Raw genomic sequence first — 16,462 nt, 5'->3', positions numbered from 1 at the left:
GTGTTTTTTAGCGTTGTCATTCCCACTTATAACCGTCTGCTGATTCTGGAGAAATGCCTGCGGGCACTGGAAAATCAGATGATTCCGGCTGATAGTCCGATCACTGGCTATGAAATTGTCGTCGTGGATGATGGCTCAACCGATCGCACTGTGGAATGGCTGCAAACCTATCAGGCAGAGCTACCCCATGTGCGGCTATTTCAACAAAATCATCAGGGACCGTCTGCCGCGAGAAATTTGGGTGTTCGTGAGGCAAAGGGCAGCACGATTATTTTTATTGACAGCGATCTAGTGGTACTGGAAGGATTTCTTCAAGCTCATGCCATTGCCCTCACTGAGGCGGAGAAAAACCTGGGAACCGATCGCATCTTTACCTATGGCAGCGTGATCAACACCTGCGATTTTGACGATCCGACTTCAGAGCCATTCAAGATTACGGACTTTTCGGCAGCGTATTTTGCAACCGGGAATGTGGCGATCGACCGAAAATGGCTGGAAGAAGCTGGACTGTTTGACACGCGCTTTCAGCTTTACGGCTGGGAAGATTTGGAGCTGGGCGTTCGGCTAAAACAGCTGGGGCTAAAGCTGATCAAGTGCCCCGAAGCGGCAGGCTATCACTGGCATCCGCCGTTTAGTTTGAGCCAGTTGCCCAATTTGATAGACAAGGAAATTCAGCGGGGACGGATGGGAGTGTTATTTTACCAAAAGCATCCGACCTGGGAAGTGCGAATGATGATTCAGATGACCTGGATTCATCGGCTGTTGTGGGGTTTGCTGTCTCTGGGCGGCACACTGAACGAAAAAACAATGGCTCCCCTGCTGCAATGGCTGATCGATCGCGGTAAGCCTCAGCTTGCTCTGGAAATCGCCCGAATTTTTCTCAACTGGTACAACGTACGCGGCGTGTATGCTGCCTATGCGGAGATGCAGCAAAGTTAAAAATTTAACCTGCTCATAACTTATGTAAATCTCCCCTTTACATACAGGAATAAATTCCGCAGATTGGTGAAATCTACGATTTCGCTGTGATGCTTTTAATCTATGATCAGAGCTTTTTTGGTGCAGGCAGTGCTGCTGTGGCTGCTGCTGCCCTATCCTGCTTTTGCTGCTCCGATGTCCACTCCACCGCCCTTTGAGGTCGTGGCTGCGGCAAAAAACCATTTTCTGCCGGATGACACAGCTTTTACGACCCCTCAACCCCGCATTGAAGTTGCCCGGATTCGATCGGCGATTTTGCCTGGTGTGATTTTGGGTGGACGCTATGACGGAATTTTGAACCTGTTGCAGGATCGATACACAGCAAGCGGAGAAATCGACACCCGCCTGGAAAATGCTGCCCGATCGCTCATCGAAGACGAACTCCTGCAGGCAGGCTATCCTGTCGCTGCCAGTTCGAGCCGATCGCCCTTTGAGAATCAGCTTGTCGATAACCCGGAACCGGGACAATTTTTGATCGGCGGTACAATTACCGAAGTTAAGCTCAATTCCTACAGTTCGCTGCTGGGCGAAAAAACGCAGGACGAGCGCACCATTCGCTGGGAACTGTTCGATCGCACTGCCGGAAAAGTAATCTACCGTCAGACCGTGACCGGACGCGCCGAGGCAGAAGGCGTAGACAACCCTGCCGCCACCTATGAAGCAATTCGCAACAGTTTTAAGGGGTTGCTGACCCAGGCTGATCTTGCCGATTTCCTGTCTCAGCCCACAATCGCCAATCTACCCATAACGGTTCCTACCCGCTACGAAATTGCGGCAGTTTCTAGCTCAGAAACGCCCCTTTCCACAGAACAGATTGTCAGTCGATCGATTCCCTCGATCGTGCAAATTCGCACCCCAGAAGGACGGGGAACGGGTTTTGTAGTTGATGCTTCCGGCTTGATCATGACCAATCATCATGTTGTTGGGTCTGCCCATACGGTGCAAGCCGACCTGTATGACGGTTCAACCCATAAAGCACAGGTGATCAAGCGAGATGCAGCTCTGGATGTCGCGTTGCTGCGTTTGGAAGCAGATGCCGCAGATTTGATGAGTTTGCCTGTGTGCCCTGTGTCGGTCAAAGTAGGGGAAGACGTGGTGGCGATCGGCAATCCGCTAGCACTCTCCAACAGCGTGACGCAGGGCGTGGTCAGCGGCATTCGCACCCGCAAAGCGCACCATTTGATCCAGACCGATGCAGCAGTTAATCCCGGCAACAGCGGTGGTCCCTTGCTAAACCGATACGGTGCGGTGATTGGCATTGTCACTGAAAAAATCGCCAGTCGTGGCATTGAAGGGTTAGGATTTGCGCTCCCGATCGCCGAATCGCTCGATCGCCTCAATGTCAAAATTCACCCCACTCAAACAGCCCTGAATTCCTGCGGGAGTTCAACGATGCTGGCTGTCAATCAGATGCCGCAGTAACGACAGTAACAAGGTCAAAGCTATGAATCGCCCTGATTTCAACCCCTTTCCCAGCCTGGGCGAGGGGCTTTATTTATGACATAATCGATCGTCTCTACTTCGTTCATTGTTTTGTCTACCTGCGTTTAAAGCTTTTATGTCCCTTTCCTGCCAGCAACTTCTTCAGAAGTATCCCGATCTTTGGCGAGATGCAACCGTTCATCCATTCCTGATGCAGTGCCAAACAGGAGAAATTCAGCCGCATCAATTCAACACCTGGCTGGTACAGGATTATTTGTTTGTGCTGGAGTTCACGCGGTTCGCGGCGACGCTAATTACCTGGTCACCGATCGCTCACTTCGACGTATTGCTAAGCGGTCTAACGGTACTGCAAGACGAGCTAAATTGGTTTCGCAAAAAGGCTTCAGAGCGTCAGCTCAATCTGGATACGCCTAGGCAGCCCACTTGTCAGACCTACTGCGCCTTTATGGTCAACATGGGAACGGCTCCCTATGCGGCAATGGCAACGGCTTTCTGGGCGATCGAACTGGCGTATAACCAGGGGTGGCAGCTCCCCGGCAAAATGCCCGAACCTTATACTGAATTTGCCGATCGCTGGGGCAATCCGGGCTTTACGGAATATGTAAAACTGCTGGAACACCAGGCAGACGAAATGCTGCGATCGGCATCTGAAGAAGTGCAGCAGCAGGCAGAACTCGCATTTATCAAAGTCGCACAGCTTGAAAAGGACTTTTGGCAAATGGCATTTGCAGCAGTCTAGAGGCGATTTAAGTATTACTGGTTAGCTTCAATTTCCTGTTTACCGCCTTTGCCCTCACAGATATTTTTAATCGATTCGAGAGCTTTCCCGATTCCTTCATTGATTGCAGATTCAAAACTGCCTTCGGGCGATTGTTCTGCCATCTTCTGCGCCATCTCTGCGGGAGGTGCGTAGTGAATATGCACTGTGACCTTGCACTGCTCACGGTCTCCGTCAACTTCCATCCAGCCGCCGTAGTCATTCTCGCCATCTGAACCCCACTCAATTCGTTTGCTGAGGCGATCGATGCGGAAATGGCCATCGGAGTCATAGGAATGTCCACCTGCCTGTCCCTGAGTGCGAACGCGCTCGCCTTCCTGGGGTTGGGCACTGCGAACGGTGGGCAAATACTTCGGCAGATTGTTCACGTCTGCCATAAAATCAAACACATTATCGGCGGGAGCGGCGATTGTCGTAGACTGCTCAAACTCGGTGGTGCGAACGGTGCGAGGATTGCTTGAAGTCATAGCTCTTCCACTCAGGATCAGAACAGTTCGGGCATTGCGAAGCGAATGAAGCCAATGCTTCCATAAAATCAATGCCTGAACCCAATACGCCTCGATCCTAAAGAGCCTGCCAATCTGAAGCCTCTTACTTTAGGGGTACTGCTGAAACGTGCTCCTGAGACGTACCCCCCAAAAGGTATTCCTGAAAGGTACTCTCGCATCGCTTTCCACAAGATACGGAATGATTTCGGATAGAGATACCTGAGCTTCAGGACAGCGTCATTGTCCCCGGTTCCAGACGCGCAGTTCTGGATGCTCCCTGAATGAGCTGTTTCATCTGCGCTACAAATGACCTGGTTTTAAAGTATTCCAGGTAAGCTTCTCGAGCATTACTAACGATTCGTGCTGCTGCTGCTGGGTTTTGCAAATAATATCGACACTGATGCTCTAGATCAGAAAAATCCCACGCGATCGGCACATAGGTTTCTCCAGGAATAAATAGGTTCGGCTGAACATCAAGATGCTCCATCGAGGGTTTGAGCAGCAGGCAGTCATAGCAAATGGCTTCAAAATCTCGCCAGCAGGACTCTCCCCAGCCAAAGGGACTGAAGACAATCCGGCTTTGCTGGAGCTCGCGGAAATATTGGCGTTGGGACACTTCTTTACTTTTATCACTGCCGCCATTGCTTGCAACACGATAATCAGCAGACAGAGGAGCGAGAGCAGCCAATGCCGATAAGCGATACTTGTAATACCAGCTATCTTTTTCAGGGCTGAGGGACATCCGGCAGAAAATATCCATTGTTTTCGCTTTAGGTCGAAAGAGCCAGCGGGGACGTTGGAGGAGTCTCTTAAACGATTTGGATGTTCCTAAACTCCAGCCTGTCTTGATCTGAGATGCATATCCCCGAGGTGCAATTGAGCCGACGTGCCAGTTTCCTAGCTCGTAATGCTGCTGCTGTACCAGATATTGCGTGAGAACTGAGCCACCTATCAGGTCTTGGGTATAAAGGGACTGATCCTGATACCGCTGACGTTTAACAAACCCGTCTACATAGGGCAATACGCTCAGAAAGCGGCTACTTGCCTGGGCAAATGGATCAACAAAGAAAAGTTTTGCGTGGGGCTTTTGCTGACGCAGGTTTCGGATAAGGGTTTCAACGACTTCGGGCTGTTCTCGCCAGCTTGGCATCAGAAAAAAAATGTCTGAGCGATCGCCCAAGCACAAATTCACTGCTTCGTTCAAGGTTGGAACATTTTTAACAGCAACCTCTAACCCTAACTCTTGTCTTAATTCACGTTTGTGATAGAGAAAAGGTTCTTGCTGAGCCGTAACAATCTTGTCGTTTGTATAACCAACGAATAACACAGATTTCATGGTAAAGAACCCCGGGGAACCACGCATAGCTTAAGGGAATTTTAATGAGCAGCCTATGAAGCTTAAGAGAATTTTTTATAAGGAAAATCTGAGCGGAACGGTAGATCGAATTGCACCAAACGGTAGTCGCTCAAATGGATGTCGGTTGAGTAGGCTAAAAAATTAACCCTTGCCCGGCTCAGGCGAGGGAATGTACCTGGGATCGTTCGACTTCTGTGGACGAATTCCCCTCAACGCCTACTCCTGCTCCACAAAAAAAGGGGCGAGGCTTTGCCTCAGGAACCCCTGCTCTAGCAATGGCTTTAGCGATTGTTGAAATTCAGAATTATTGAAATTCACACCCCGCAAATACTGCTCAACTGCCCGATCCGAAACTATGCTTCCAGCACACGCTGAATCCGACGCTCAAGCTGGTCGAGATCGAGTCCACCTTCGTCGCGGCTAATTCGCCGAACCGTAGAATTGACCTTCGACAAATCCTGCAACAGGTCAGTCAGGATCTCCTGCTGCTGGCGAGACTGAATCACTTCACGCGGCTCCTGTACCAGATCGCGGACGATCGTATCTTCGGCACGAGATGCCACAATCGGGTCAGGCTGCCCTTCGAGATAAACAAACGTCCGCCGTCCGGGTCCACGCTCCTCTTCCACGGGCTGAAGCGATGTCACCTGATCCGATCGCACATACTTCCCAAACCCTAAATGCACCAATACGGATGATTGAATCTTCATACTGCTTGTGCCTACTGCTACCTCTACTCTCTATGGTAGACAATTTACAGAATCGATAGGATCAAGAGTAGAAGCGGGTTTTACGGCATTTCAGGTAGTGGTTTACACGGGATTTTGAAGGTTATTTTGCATCCATCCAGTTTTTTCCTGCTTTTACTTCAACGCGCAACGGCACATCGAGCTGCACCGCGGATTCCATCGTGTCTTTAATCTGAGGCTGAAGTTCTTCCCAGGTATCGGGGTGAATTTCAAACACCAGTTCGTCGTGAACTTGCAGCAGCAGGTGTGCTTTGTCCTGGTAGCCGCGCAGCAAGTCGTGCAGCTTGACCATTGCGATTTTGATAATGTCTGCACTCGATCCTTGAATTGGGGCATTCGCAGCCGCCCGCATCAGCTGAGCATCGTACTGATCGCGCAGCCGGATTTGCTCCAGGTCGATCTTTGCCGGATCTTTGCCTTTTAATCGCTTCAGGCTATCGCTGCCGAAGTTGAAGTAGCGGCGACGACCCTTGATCGTGGTGACGTAGCCTCGCCCGATCGCCTCCTGCTGCATTTGCTGCAAATAGGCAAACACTTTGGGATACCGCTGGTTAAAGCGATCGATAAACACCCGCGCATCGCTGGTCGAGAAACCGGATTCTCGCGCAAATCGTGAGGCACCCATGCCGTAGATCACGCCGAAGTTGATCACCTTTGCCAGCCGTCGTTCTTCGGGGGTGATGTCATCTTTCTCGAATAGAAGCTGGGCTGTCAGAGTGTGAACGTCGCGATCGTTTTGATACGTCTCTAGCAGCACGGGTTCGCGGCTCAGGTGTGCCAGAATTCGCAGTTCGATCTGGGAATAGTCAGCAGCAACCATCAGCCAGTTCGGTTCGGGAATAAAGGCGGCGCGAATTTGGCGGCTAAAGGCAGTGCGAATGGGGATGTTTTGCAGGTTGGGATTGGAAGAAGAAAGTCGTCCGGTGGTGGTAACTGCCTGATTAAAATCGGTGTGCACCCTGCCCGTACTGGGATGCACCAGCGTCGGCAGCGAATCCACGTAGGTAGACTTCAGCTTCGTTAAAGTCCGGTGTTCGATCATGGCATCGACAACGGGGTGATCGCCCTGAAGTTTTTCCAGCGTAGCAGCGTCGGTAGAGTAGCCCGTTTTAGTTTTGCGCGACTTTTTGCGATCGAGTCCCAGCCCATTAAACAGCAGATCGCTGAGCTGCTTGGGTGAACCGAGGCTAAACTTTTGTCCTGCCGCTTCATAGGCACGCAGTTCGATCGCTGCTAGGTCGGTTTCGAGCTTTTCGGAAAACTGTTTTAGATAGTCCGTATCGATGCGAATACCTGTCCATTCCATGTCTGCCAGCACGGGTTCGAGCGGCACTTCTACTTCGCGTAATAGGCGATCGAGTTCGGGGTAGTCGTGCAGTTCGGCGCGCAGTTTAGACACAAGTTGATAAGTGATGTAAGCGTCTGTGCCGCAATAGTCTGCAACTGGCTCTACTTCTAAATCAGCAATGTTCTTGCCCTTTGGAACTAAATCCTCGTATCCCAGAGACGTCAAGCTCAAGTAGCGAATCCCCAGGTCGCTCAGTTTATGGCTCTGCTCCGGGTTAATTACATAGCTTGCTAGCATCGTGTCAAACACCACGCCTCGAAGCTCGATGCCCTGTTTTCGCAGCACAAGGCGATCGTACTTCGTGTTCTGAAGCACCTTGGGATAGTCTGTATTTTCCAAAATCGATCGCAGCGACTCTAGAGCCAATTTTTGGTCGAGATTTCCTCCCGATCGATGCCCCAGCGGAATGTAGGCAACATCGTCCGCCTTTTCGCCCCAGCAGCAGCCAATCCCGACCAGCTCGGAATCCAGCGGATCGATTGCGGTTGTTTCCGTGTCCCAAGCAACGAACTGATTTGGATTGGTGAATTGTTGGAGGCGATCGACCAGCGATTTTAATTTTTCTGGGGTATCGATGATGTGCGGTTGCACGATCGCCGATTTCATTTGCTGGCTTTCAGCGGTTTCTTCTGCGCTAAAGAACCACATATCATCAGTTTCGGGTGCATCAAACAGGCTAGAGTTACCTTTGCCGGGAGCAAGCCTGGCGTTTGCAATTTCTGGATCAGCAGAATGGCGATTGGCGGGATCAGTATTCTCCGCAGTTGGATCGTTGAGAAGTCGCTGAATCTTATTTAGATTGCCGAGAAATTGACGGAACTCCAGCTTTTCCAATATGGGGACGATCGCCTCTGGCTCAAACCCGTGCAGCTTGAAATCTTCCAGCGAGACATCGAGCGGCACGTCCAGGTGAATCTGCGCCATATACTGCGAGTGCAGCGCGGCATCTCTGCCTTCTTCTAATTTCTTTTTCGTTGCGCCTTTAATCTCGTCTAGCGAGGCATAAATGCGATCGAGCGAACCATAGGTACCTAGCAAACTGGCAGCCGTCTTTTCACCAATGCCCTTCACGCCTGGAATGTTGTCTGAAGGATCGCCGCAGAGTGCCTTAAAGTCCACAATCTGCGAGGGCAAAATCCCCATCTTATCCTTCACCTGATCCACCCCAAATTCCTTTGGCGGTGGCGTACCTTTGCCAAACGTGGTACTCAGATACAGCACCGTCACCGACTGAGCGGGGTCAACCAACTGAAATAAATCGCGATCGCCCGACAAAATCTTCACCCGCCACCCTTCTGAAGCCGCCCGTCGCGCCAGCGTCCCAATCACATCATCTGCTTCGTAGCCCGGTGCAGTGACGATCGGCAGATTCATTGCCGTCAACAGTTCCCGCAGATTGTGCATATCAGGAATAAAATCTTCGGGCGTGTCTGGTCTGCCTGCCTTATAGGTTTCGTCTGCCTCATGCCGAAAGGTCGGATCGCCCAGGTCAAAGGCAACTGCAATGTGATCTGGCTTTTCTGCCTCGATCGTATCCATCAGAGCTTTCAGAAAGCCGTAGGACACGCTGGTCGGAATTCCGGTCGAAGTTCGCAAGCCACCATCTCGCCCTTTGGCATGGGCAAAATAGGCGCGAAACGCGAGGGAATGTCCGTCAATCAGAATAATTTTGGGCTGGGAGGTGGCAGAAGACATGATGAGGGCGGGTCGGATGTGGGGAGCAGGGAAGCAGGGAGTGAGAAGGACAGAAGGGCGATCGTGAGTTTATCAGATTGAGTCAGGGTGGACGAAGTTTTTCTTTTTTCGAGGCTTCTTAATGCTGCCTAGATTTTACTTTGGTGAGTTCGATCGCGTTTGCCCAGTATCGAAAGTCTCAAGTTTTGCAGGAGGCGATCAGGTGAGATCAGTCCTACGCTAATAATACAAATGTTCTATATTCAGAATAGCGAAACTGGTCAGGGATTTCAGGGTATTGAAGGGTGATTGGACAATTACCTGATTCCCTCAGGATCTGAGTCCTATGTCCCAATCGCAGTTGTTGAGACACTCAACCAATCAGCACTTTGTGCCTGACCGATCGCATAAACGTCAAGCTCGGGTAGACAAGAACCAGCAATACGCACTAATTCCTACTCAAACCTTGTGTGCTTTACAATAAGGGTTTTGCGATCGCCTTCCCTATTCCCCATTTCCTCTACTGCCGAACAGACCATGAGCTACTTTCGCACTGCCGTTGACGAAATGACGGGCTATATTCCCGGTGAACAACCCAAACCCGGTACGCCCATTACTAAACTCAACACCAATGAAAACCCCTATCCCCCTTCTCCTCAGGCGATCGAGGCTCTGCGTCAACTCGACGGTGAATGGCTGCGCCGCTATCCTGATCCGTTTGCGAAAGAGTTTTGTCGGGCAGTGAGTGAAGCTCTGAATGTGCCGCCAGACTGGGTGATTGTAGGCAACGGCAGCGACGAGATTTTGAACGTGCTGATTCGTGCCTGTGCCGAGGGGGGCGATCGCAAAGTCGTTTACCCGATGCCCACCTATGTGCTCTATCAAACTTTGGCGGCAATGCAGCCTGCGGCAGTGGTCGAAGTTCCCTATCCTGAAGACTTTTCGCTGCCGATCAAGGCTTTAGCAGAAGCAAAGGGAGCCATCACGTTTATCGCGTCGCCCAATAGTCCGTCGGGTCATACTGTGGCGCTGGATGATTTGCGGAAGCTAGCTCAGCAGGTTTCTGGGGTGCTGGTCGTGGATGAGGCGTATGTGGATTTTGCAGAATCTTCTGCGCTGCCGCTTGTGTCGGAGTTTGACAATGTATTGGTTCTCCGTACCCTATCGAAGGGCTACTCGTTGGCAGGATTGCGAATGGGATTTGGCATTGCCCAACCGTCGCTTTTAAAAGGACTCTTCAAAATTAAAGACAGCTACAACATTGATGCCATTGCCACGATCGTCGGAGCTGCCGCAATGCGCGATCAGGCTTACAAAAATGCCTGTGCCGAAAAGGTAAAAGCTTCTCGCGCTCAGCTCACAACCGACTTAAAGCATCTCGGCTTCACCGTGCTGGACTCCCAGGCAAACTTTGTCCTGGCAACGCCGCCCACTTCACCGCAAACCAACGCCGAACAGCTTTATCTGGCACTCAAGGCGCGAGGCATTCTGGTGCGCTACTTTAAGCAGCCCGGATTGGAAGACAAACTGAGGATCACGATCGGAACCGACGAGCAAAACCAAACGCTCATTGAAGCCCTGATTAGTCTACTGAAATAGCAAGAATTCAGGAATTCAGGGAGCCTCATGATATGAAACGGAGCCTTCTCCAATCCTCAAAGTTCCTCTCCTTAAAGTTCCTCAATTCGGCGGGATTTAGGGAGCAATGCAATCGCTCGAACACTCCTCCCACCCCTTCCCAAGTTCCGGTGGCTCATGCGGAATGAGCAAATTATCCCCTGGCTGTTTTTGGCTCCTGCCCTGCTGCTGCTCGGTATTTTTGTCCTATATCCGATCGCCTATCTGGTCTATCTCAGCTTTACGACGGGCAGCTTCACGCGGGCAGGGGTTCACTGGGTTGGAGTGCAGAACTACGCAAGGCTGATCACTGATTCTGATTTCTGGCAGATCGTCGGCAACACGGTTTACTTTACGATCGCCACTGTCATTCCCAGCCTGGTGCTTCCTTTAGGACTGGCAGTGCTGCTCAATCGCCTGATGCCTATAGGTTTGCGGGATGCGCTGCGAACGGCTTATTTCATTCCCTCGGTAACGTCGATCGCCGCAGTTGGATTGGGATTTCGCTGGCTATTTCAGACCGATGGAGCAGTGAATCACTTTCTGGGCTGGTTTGGCATCGATGCCGTACCCTGGCTGAGCAGTCCGGTTTGGGCAATGCCCGTGCTGATTCTCCTAAGCGTTTGGAAGCAGATTGGCTTTAATCTGGTGGTATTTCTGGCAGGGCTGCAAAACATTCCTCAGAGTCGCTACGAAGCCGCCGAGCTGGATGGCGCAAACGACTGGCAGCAGTTCTGGTATATCACCCTGCCCGGACTGCGATCGACCCTGATTTTTGCTGCCACCACCACCGTGATTTTTACGCTCCGCAGCTTCGAGCAGCCCTACATCATGACCGGTGGCGGTCCATTTAATTCCACAAATCTGCTGGTGTTTTATTTGTACGAGCAAGCATTTGCTCAGTTTGATTTTGGCTACGCCGCCGCAATCACGATCGGGTTACTGCTGGTGACGCTGGGGCTAGTTTATTTTCAGGTACGTGGCTCGCAGGCGAGCGAGTAATCACTGACTGATAAAACAAAGACCCCCGACTCCTGTAAGAAATCGGGGATCAGATGTTTGAAAAGCCCTAAATTTTACCTTCTTTTGGACTTTCAAAGTTTCCCAAGATTGGGAGATTTAGGAGGCGACGCAGCACCGTAATGTGCCCTTTAGCCTAAATCTTTGTGCCGCACTCCGGGCAGAATTTGCTATCGGGCAGATTCTTCGTACCGCAGTTGACACAGAGCGTTGGCTCAGCTTGCTGTTCAGAGGGGGCAGGCTTGGGTAAACCTACCATCTGAGCATTGCTCTTGCCCGGAGCCACCATCGGGTAGCAGTTTTCGTCGCGCTTAACTCGCACATCGAGCAGCACCGGCCCCGGATATGCCAGCATCGCGGCAATTCCATCCTCTAGCTCAGATCGATCGCGAATGATCATGCCTTTCACGCCAAAGGCTTCTGCCAGCTTGACGAAATCGGGCATTCCCGGCTGCATATCCGACGAAGAGTACCGCTCGCCGTAGAAGGCTTCCTGCCACTGTCGTACCATCCCCTGCCAGCCGTTGTTGATGATCACCGTTTTCACGGCAATTCCAAACTGCGCCAACGTTCCCAGTTCCTGACAATTCATCTGGAAGCTAGCATCGCCGCTGATGCAAATGACCTGCTCGTTGGGCAGTGCTACTTTCGCCCCCATTGCAGCAGGCATCCCAAAGCCCATCGTGCCCAAACCTGCACTCGAAATCCAGCGGCGTGGACCGTTCTTGAGGAACTGAGCCGCCCACATTTGATGCTGCCCCACGTCAGTGGTGTAGTAAGCCGCAGGAGCCTGCCGCCCGACTTCAACGATCACTTCCTGGGGCGAAATTGTCTCTGGGTAGGAAGGCACGATCAGCGGATAGTCTTGCCGCCAGCGATCGATTCGGTGTAGCCATTCCTGGGTTTGATTCGAGTTTGCCGGAGTGCCGTCTTCGCTGCCGCGCTGAAGCAGGTCAAGCAAAACCGTTCGCACATCGCCCACGATCGGCACATCAGGAATGCGGTTTTTGCCCACCTCTGCCGGGTCAATGTCAATGTGGATCACTTTCGCCCGGGAGGCAAATTCATCGAGCTTGCCCGTGACCCGATCGTCAAACCGTGCCCCTACCGCAATCAGCAGATCGCACTCTGTCACGGCAAAGTTTGCGTAGGCAGTGCCGTGCATTCCCAGCATTCCCACCGAGAGCGGGTGATGCTCGTCAAATGCGCCGATGCCCATCAGCGTTGTGGTAACTGGGATGCTGTAGCGTTCTGCCAGTTCCTTGATTTCTCCGTGGGCACCAGAGGCGATCGCCCCACCCCCGATATACAACAGCGGACGACGCGCTTCCCGAATCAGCTTTAATGCCTGATTGACTTGGCGCGGGTTGCCCTTCACCGTCGGACGATAGCCCGGCAGCCTCACATCGCTCGGATCAACCGGAACATAGTCGAACTTTATGAGTGCCACATCTTTCGGCACATCCACCAGCACCGGACCCGGACGACCCGTACTGGCAATGTGAAAAGCTTCAGCGATAATGCGCCCCATATCTGCCGGATCGCGCACTACATAGGAATGCTTGACGATCGGCAACGTAATTCCGTAAATATCGGTTTCCTGAAACGCATCTGTCCCGATCGCGCTCAGCGGAACCTGCCCCGTGATAACCACCAGCGGAATCGAATCCATTTGAGCAGTCGCGATCCCAGTCACCAGGTTCGTTGCTCCCGGTCCCGATGTCGCAAAACAAACGCCAACTTTGCCTGTGGCGCGGGCATAGCCATCTGCCGCGTGAGCAGCCCCCTGCTCGTGGCGAACCAGAATATGCTGCACATGTCCAGCAGTTTCTGCCCGATATAGCTCGTCATAAATTGGCAGAATCGCCCCACCGGGATAACCGAAAATGTGGCTCACGCCTTGTCGTCTGAGGCTGTCAATCAGCGCAAAGGCTCCAGTGGCTTCAATAGGCTTGGTTTCAGCGGCGGAACGAATCGTTTGAGCGATCGTGGCGGCTTGAGAGGGTACAGGGAGAACTTTACCCATAAAGATGAATTCTGTATCTGCTGTTGCAATTAGGAATAATTAATTCAGTCTAATTCCGAAAGGGGATTCCTGTCGAGGCTCCAGCAGCAGAATAAATTTATGCTAGATTGGCGCAATTGCAGGAATTGTCAAGCCTACAGGCCTCTGCCGCAGATCGGTCGCTGGATAATCGGTCAGGATTTGATAACGCAAGCAAGGACATGGCTCTAGACTGGATAAGAAGATTTACTCCTTGATAAATCCATTCAATCGCTAGAGTCGATACACTGGCAGAGAGTGGCTCTTTGGAGCGTGAGGGTCACCGTCCGAGCGTAACTTTATCAGAGCGTCCCTTTGTCGAAGACAAAACAGCGCAGCTTGTCGAAGACAAAACAGCGCAGCCGCTAAACCAGTAAGAGTGATGTTGAAAGGAATGGGTGACCTGGATCGCTACTATAGAGTTCTTGAATTGGAGCCTGGCGCGTCTCTAGAAGAGGTGAACCAGGCTTATCGAGATCTGGTCTTCATTTGGCATCCCGATCGCATTCCCAAAGATAATCCTCGACTCCAGGAAAAGGCACAGGAGAAAATTAAAGAAATTAACCAGGCGCGGGATTTGCTGCGTTCCCAACGGCAGAATGAGCGACAGAACGACAAAGCCCAGCCCAAGTCCTCGCCTGCTCGCCCCCCTTCTCCGCCCAAGCCTTCTGCCCAGTCGGCTCCACCTCGCTACTATTACTACCAGCCGCCGCCCCGTCCCCATGCCAATCCGGCAGCGAGCAATAGTTCAAGTTCAGCCCGATCGGATTCTCAGTCACACCGCTCGAATCCACAGTCGCATCAGCCGCCGCAATCCCATCAGCCGCCGCAACCGCATCAGCAATCTCATCAGCAAACCTATCGTCCGAGCGGCTATCCGCCCAATCCACAGTCCTATCGCTCCTATCAGCCGTCTCGTCCTGCGACACCGCCCCCACCCTCATCAAGCTACCAGTCACCGCCTCGATCGCAGCCGCGTTCCCAGTCTCCGGACCTGAGCGGAACCGATTTGAGCGGGGCAGATCTGAAAGAAAAGGATCTGGCTGGGCGCAATTTGAGCCGGGCAAATCTCAGCGGCGCAAATCTCAGCGATGCGTTTCTGCACCGGATTAACCTGTCAGGCGCAAACCTCAGCGGCGCAAATTTGTTTCGGGCAAACCTACTAGAGGCAGACTTGACTAACGCCAACCTGGAAGGCGCGAACTTGATCGGGGCAGACTTGAGCGGGGCAGACTTGAGCGGGGCAAATTTGCGAGGAGCTAAAATCGCCGTCTCCGATCGCCTGATGGTAAAGCTCACCGGAACCCGGCTTCAGGGCGCAACAATGCCAGATGGCACGGTTCGTTCCTGATACTGCAAAATTTAGAAACCCGGCTTATTTAAGAGACACCCTTATTCAAGAGCGCATTTATTTAAGAGGCGCACTTACAAGAGATGCACAAGAGACGCATTTACAAGAGACGCAAGAATATTTGCGTCAGCAGTCCTGGCTCTACACGGCCCCGTTAGATCATTGAGGCTGATTGGCTTTAAGGGGCTTTGAAGCCAGGATGAAAGGCAGTTTCTCCAAAGTCCGCAGGCAATTGCAGCCGTTCTTTAGCTCTGGTTCTCTGGTTCGGAGCGTTTGCTTGCCTGACTCTAAATCTTTGCGAAGCTGGAATATTTAGTAATGCGTTTGCGGGAACTTTATGGTAATTTAACTATATTTGAAACTTGTCTCATCAAAAGTTTACGGTCTAGGTTTTAGGTCGGTGGTTTGCATTCACCGCGAGGTAAGCCAAGAGTTTGGGGTAAAACCCTAGCGAGCAGAACTACTCCCGCTACTCTGGAAGCTATCCCTTGTCTGATTGTACCAGCGACTTATTGACAGGTGTGAGCGATCGGTGAATGGCAGGGCAGGGTGCATGAATGGATTTTATTAGGGTGTAATCGCCAATCGCGAAAGCGGCAGTATTTGGCGGCATTTTCTGTCAACTCTTGTCCCTTTTGAATCAGGGATGGACATTGTGGAGCGTGACAAGATTTCCATGGGTCAACCTACCTCAGATCTGCTGTTCAGCACCATTCCGCCTGAACGGATTGGAATCAGTGGCGAGTACGACTACCACGGTTTAGCAAAGCGAGTCACCGCTACCCTGAAGCAACACTTTGAATTGGACGAAATTCAGGGGCTTCGGGTCACGCAGCGGGGCGCAGTTGTCGTCATTCTGGGCGCGATCGTCAATCAGTGGCTTCTCATCCGCCTGGTTCGGGTAGCAATGGGTGTGAGCGGAGCAGCAGACGTGGAAGTTAATGGCGTCAGCGTTGGGTATAGCCTGCGGTATTACCTGGAGGTCAAACCTTCACGCGCCGGATTGGGAAAGCTCGTTGGCGCGATGAACCATTCCCTGTAGCCTTTGTAGCCTTTTAAGCAAATCAGGAATTAGCAATCAGGAACTCCAGCCCGTAGGCGGCTTTAAGGTCGCAGGTATCGTGATCCACAAGGTTGGTGTCGCTGAGTTCCAGATTGTAAAAATCAATCCACTCTGGGTCGAAATAGGGTCCGGCGTGCCAGGTTCCTACGTTCAGCTTGATAAAGCAGTTTCCCGGAATGTGAAAGGCAGCGATTGCTTCCGGCAAGGGACAGGTGGCTGAACCTGGTGGCGCGACCGCAATCAGCCAGGGTTTACCTTCGAGCGAGCCAAGGCATTGGGTACATTGTTGGTGGCGGGTAATGCGAGAAAACTTTCGTCCCCGCTGCTGTAGCCGCATAATGTAAAACCGAGGAATTCCCCGATCGAGCTGAAGCTGAGCATCTGCTGCGTCGTACGCGTTTCCGTCCTGGCTGGCAAAAATTACCTGACCATAGGGTTGAAATGCTTTGGCAGTAATAGGTTGAGCAATTAGAGATTGCAGGGAAACCGATGAAGACATGGCTCAGGCACTGCTTTGACAGGCTACGACAGCATAATTTTCACAGTACGCCA

13 protein-coding genes are annotated in these 16,462 nt (G+C 51.9%); 7 read left to right on the top strand and 6 right to left on the bottom strand.

Features of this window, described 5'->3' with window-relative positions:
* The 3 genes from NDI45_RS10305 to NDI45_RS10295 all read left to right on the top strand — a co-directional run bounded on the left by NDI45_RS10305 (position 1) and on the right by NDI45_RS10295 (position 3,160).
* Positions 1–939 carry a glycosyltransferase gene (locus tag NDI45_RS10305; RefSeq protein ID WP_348247247.1) on the top strand — a complete coding sequence of 313 codons (939 nt, stop codon included), beginning with the start codon at positions 1–3 and terminating at the stop codon, positions 937–939.
* Between the two features lie 102 nt (positions 940–1,041).
* The gene (locus NDI45_RS10300; protein ID WP_348247246.1) at positions 1,042–2,400 is read left to right on the top strand and encodes a trypsin-like peptidase domain-containing protein; all 1,359 of its coding nucleotides are present in this window, start codon (positions 1,042–1,044) and stop codon (positions 2,398–2,400) included.
* A gap of 136 nt (positions 2,401–2,536) precedes the next feature.
* The gene (locus NDI45_RS10295; RefSeq protein ID WP_190792674.1) at positions 2,537–3,160 is read left to right on the top strand and encodes a TenA family transcriptional regulator; all 624 of its coding nucleotides are present in this window, start codon (positions 2,537–2,539) and stop codon (positions 3,158–3,160) included.
* A 14-nt stretch (positions 3,161–3,174) separates the two neighbouring features.
* Here the strand turns inward: NDI45_RS10295 and NDI45_RS10290 are convergent, their stop codons facing one another.
* The 4 genes from NDI45_RS10290 to polA form a co-directional block, all read right to left on the bottom strand.
* The gene (locus tag NDI45_RS10290; RefSeq protein WP_348247245.1) at positions 3,175–3,666 is read right to left on the bottom strand and encodes an SRPBCC family protein; all 492 of its coding nucleotides are present in this window, start codon (positions 3,664–3,666) and stop codon (positions 3,175–3,177) included.
* Between the two features lie 247 nt (positions 3,667–3,913).
* Entirely contained in the window at positions 3,914–5,023 is a 1,110-nt protein-coding gene (locus NDI45_RS10285; RefSeq protein WP_348247244.1) for a glycosyltransferase, read from the bottom strand.
* Positions 5,024–5,397: 374 nt separating this feature from the next.
* A complete protein-coding gene (locus NDI45_RS10280; protein ID WP_190790630.1) occupies positions 5,398–5,754 on the bottom strand; it encodes a hypothetical protein in 357 nt (118 codons plus the stop codon).
* A gap of 121 nt (positions 5,755–5,875) precedes the next feature.
* Positions 5,876–8,836: a DNA polymerase I gene (gene polA / locus NDI45_RS10275; RefSeq protein WP_348247243.1), complete on the bottom strand. Its 2,961-nt coding sequence runs from the start codon at positions 8,834–8,836 to the stop codon at positions 5,876–5,878.
* Between the two features lie 516 nt (positions 8,837–9,352).
* On the opposite strand from polA, the gene hisC reads away from it, so the two are divergent.
* Together hisC and NDI45_RS10265 are read left to right on the top strand one after the other, a co-directional pair.
* Positions 9,353–10,414 carry a histidinol-phosphate transaminase gene (gene hisC / locus NDI45_RS10270; RefSeq protein ID WP_348247242.1) on the top strand — a complete coding sequence of 354 codons (1,062 nt, stop codon included), beginning with the start codon at positions 9,353–9,355 and terminating at the stop codon, positions 10,412–10,414.
* A gap of 156 nt (positions 10,415–10,570) precedes the next feature.
* Positions 10,571–11,434: a sugar ABC transporter permease gene (locus tag NDI45_RS10265; protein ID WP_348247241.1), complete on the top strand. Its 864-nt coding sequence runs from the start codon at positions 10,571–10,573 to the stop codon at positions 11,432–11,434.
* Positions 11,435–11,588: 154 nt separating this feature from the next.
* On the opposite strand, the gene ilvB is transcribed toward NDI45_RS10265, so the two are convergent.
* Complete coding sequence (gene ilvB, locus NDI45_RS10260; RefSeq protein ID WP_348247240.1) at positions 11,589–13,478, bottom strand: biosynthetic-type acetolactate synthase large subunit; 1,890 nt, start codon at positions 13,476–13,478, stop codon at positions 11,589–11,591.
* A gap of 400 nt (positions 13,479–13,878) precedes the next feature.
* Between ilvB and NDI45_RS10255 the strand changes: the two genes are divergently transcribed.
* Together NDI45_RS10255 and NDI45_RS10250 are read left to right on the top strand one after the other, a co-directional pair.
* Positions 13,879–14,847, top strand: coding sequence for a pentapeptide repeat-containing protein (locus NDI45_RS10255; protein WP_348247239.1), 969 nt, complete (start codon positions 13,879–13,881; stop codon positions 14,845–14,847).
* A 676-nt stretch (positions 14,848–15,523) separates the two neighbouring features.
* A complete protein-coding gene (locus NDI45_RS10250) occupies positions 15,524–15,889 on the top strand; it encodes a phospholipid-binding protein (protein ID WP_348247238.1) in 366 nt (121 codons plus the stop codon).
* 22 nt (positions 15,890–15,911) lie between these two features.
* Here NDI45_RS10250 and NDI45_RS10245 read toward each other — a convergent pair whose 3' ends face one another.
* Positions 15,912–16,409, bottom strand: coding sequence for an ureidoglycolate lyase (locus NDI45_RS10245; RefSeq protein ID WP_348247237.1), 498 nt, complete (start codon positions 16,407–16,409; stop codon positions 15,912–15,914).
* Positions 16,410–16,462: the final 53 nt, after the last annotated feature.

The sequence above is a fragment of the Leptolyngbya sp. GB1-A1 genome, assembly GCF_039962475.1.
Taxonomy (GTDB): Bacteria; Cyanobacteriota; Cyanobacteriia; order Elainellales; family Elainellaceae; genus Leptolyngbya_A.
The sequence above is the reverse complement of the archived record's forward strand: the minus strand, read 5'-3'. Positions and strand labels throughout refer to the sequence as shown.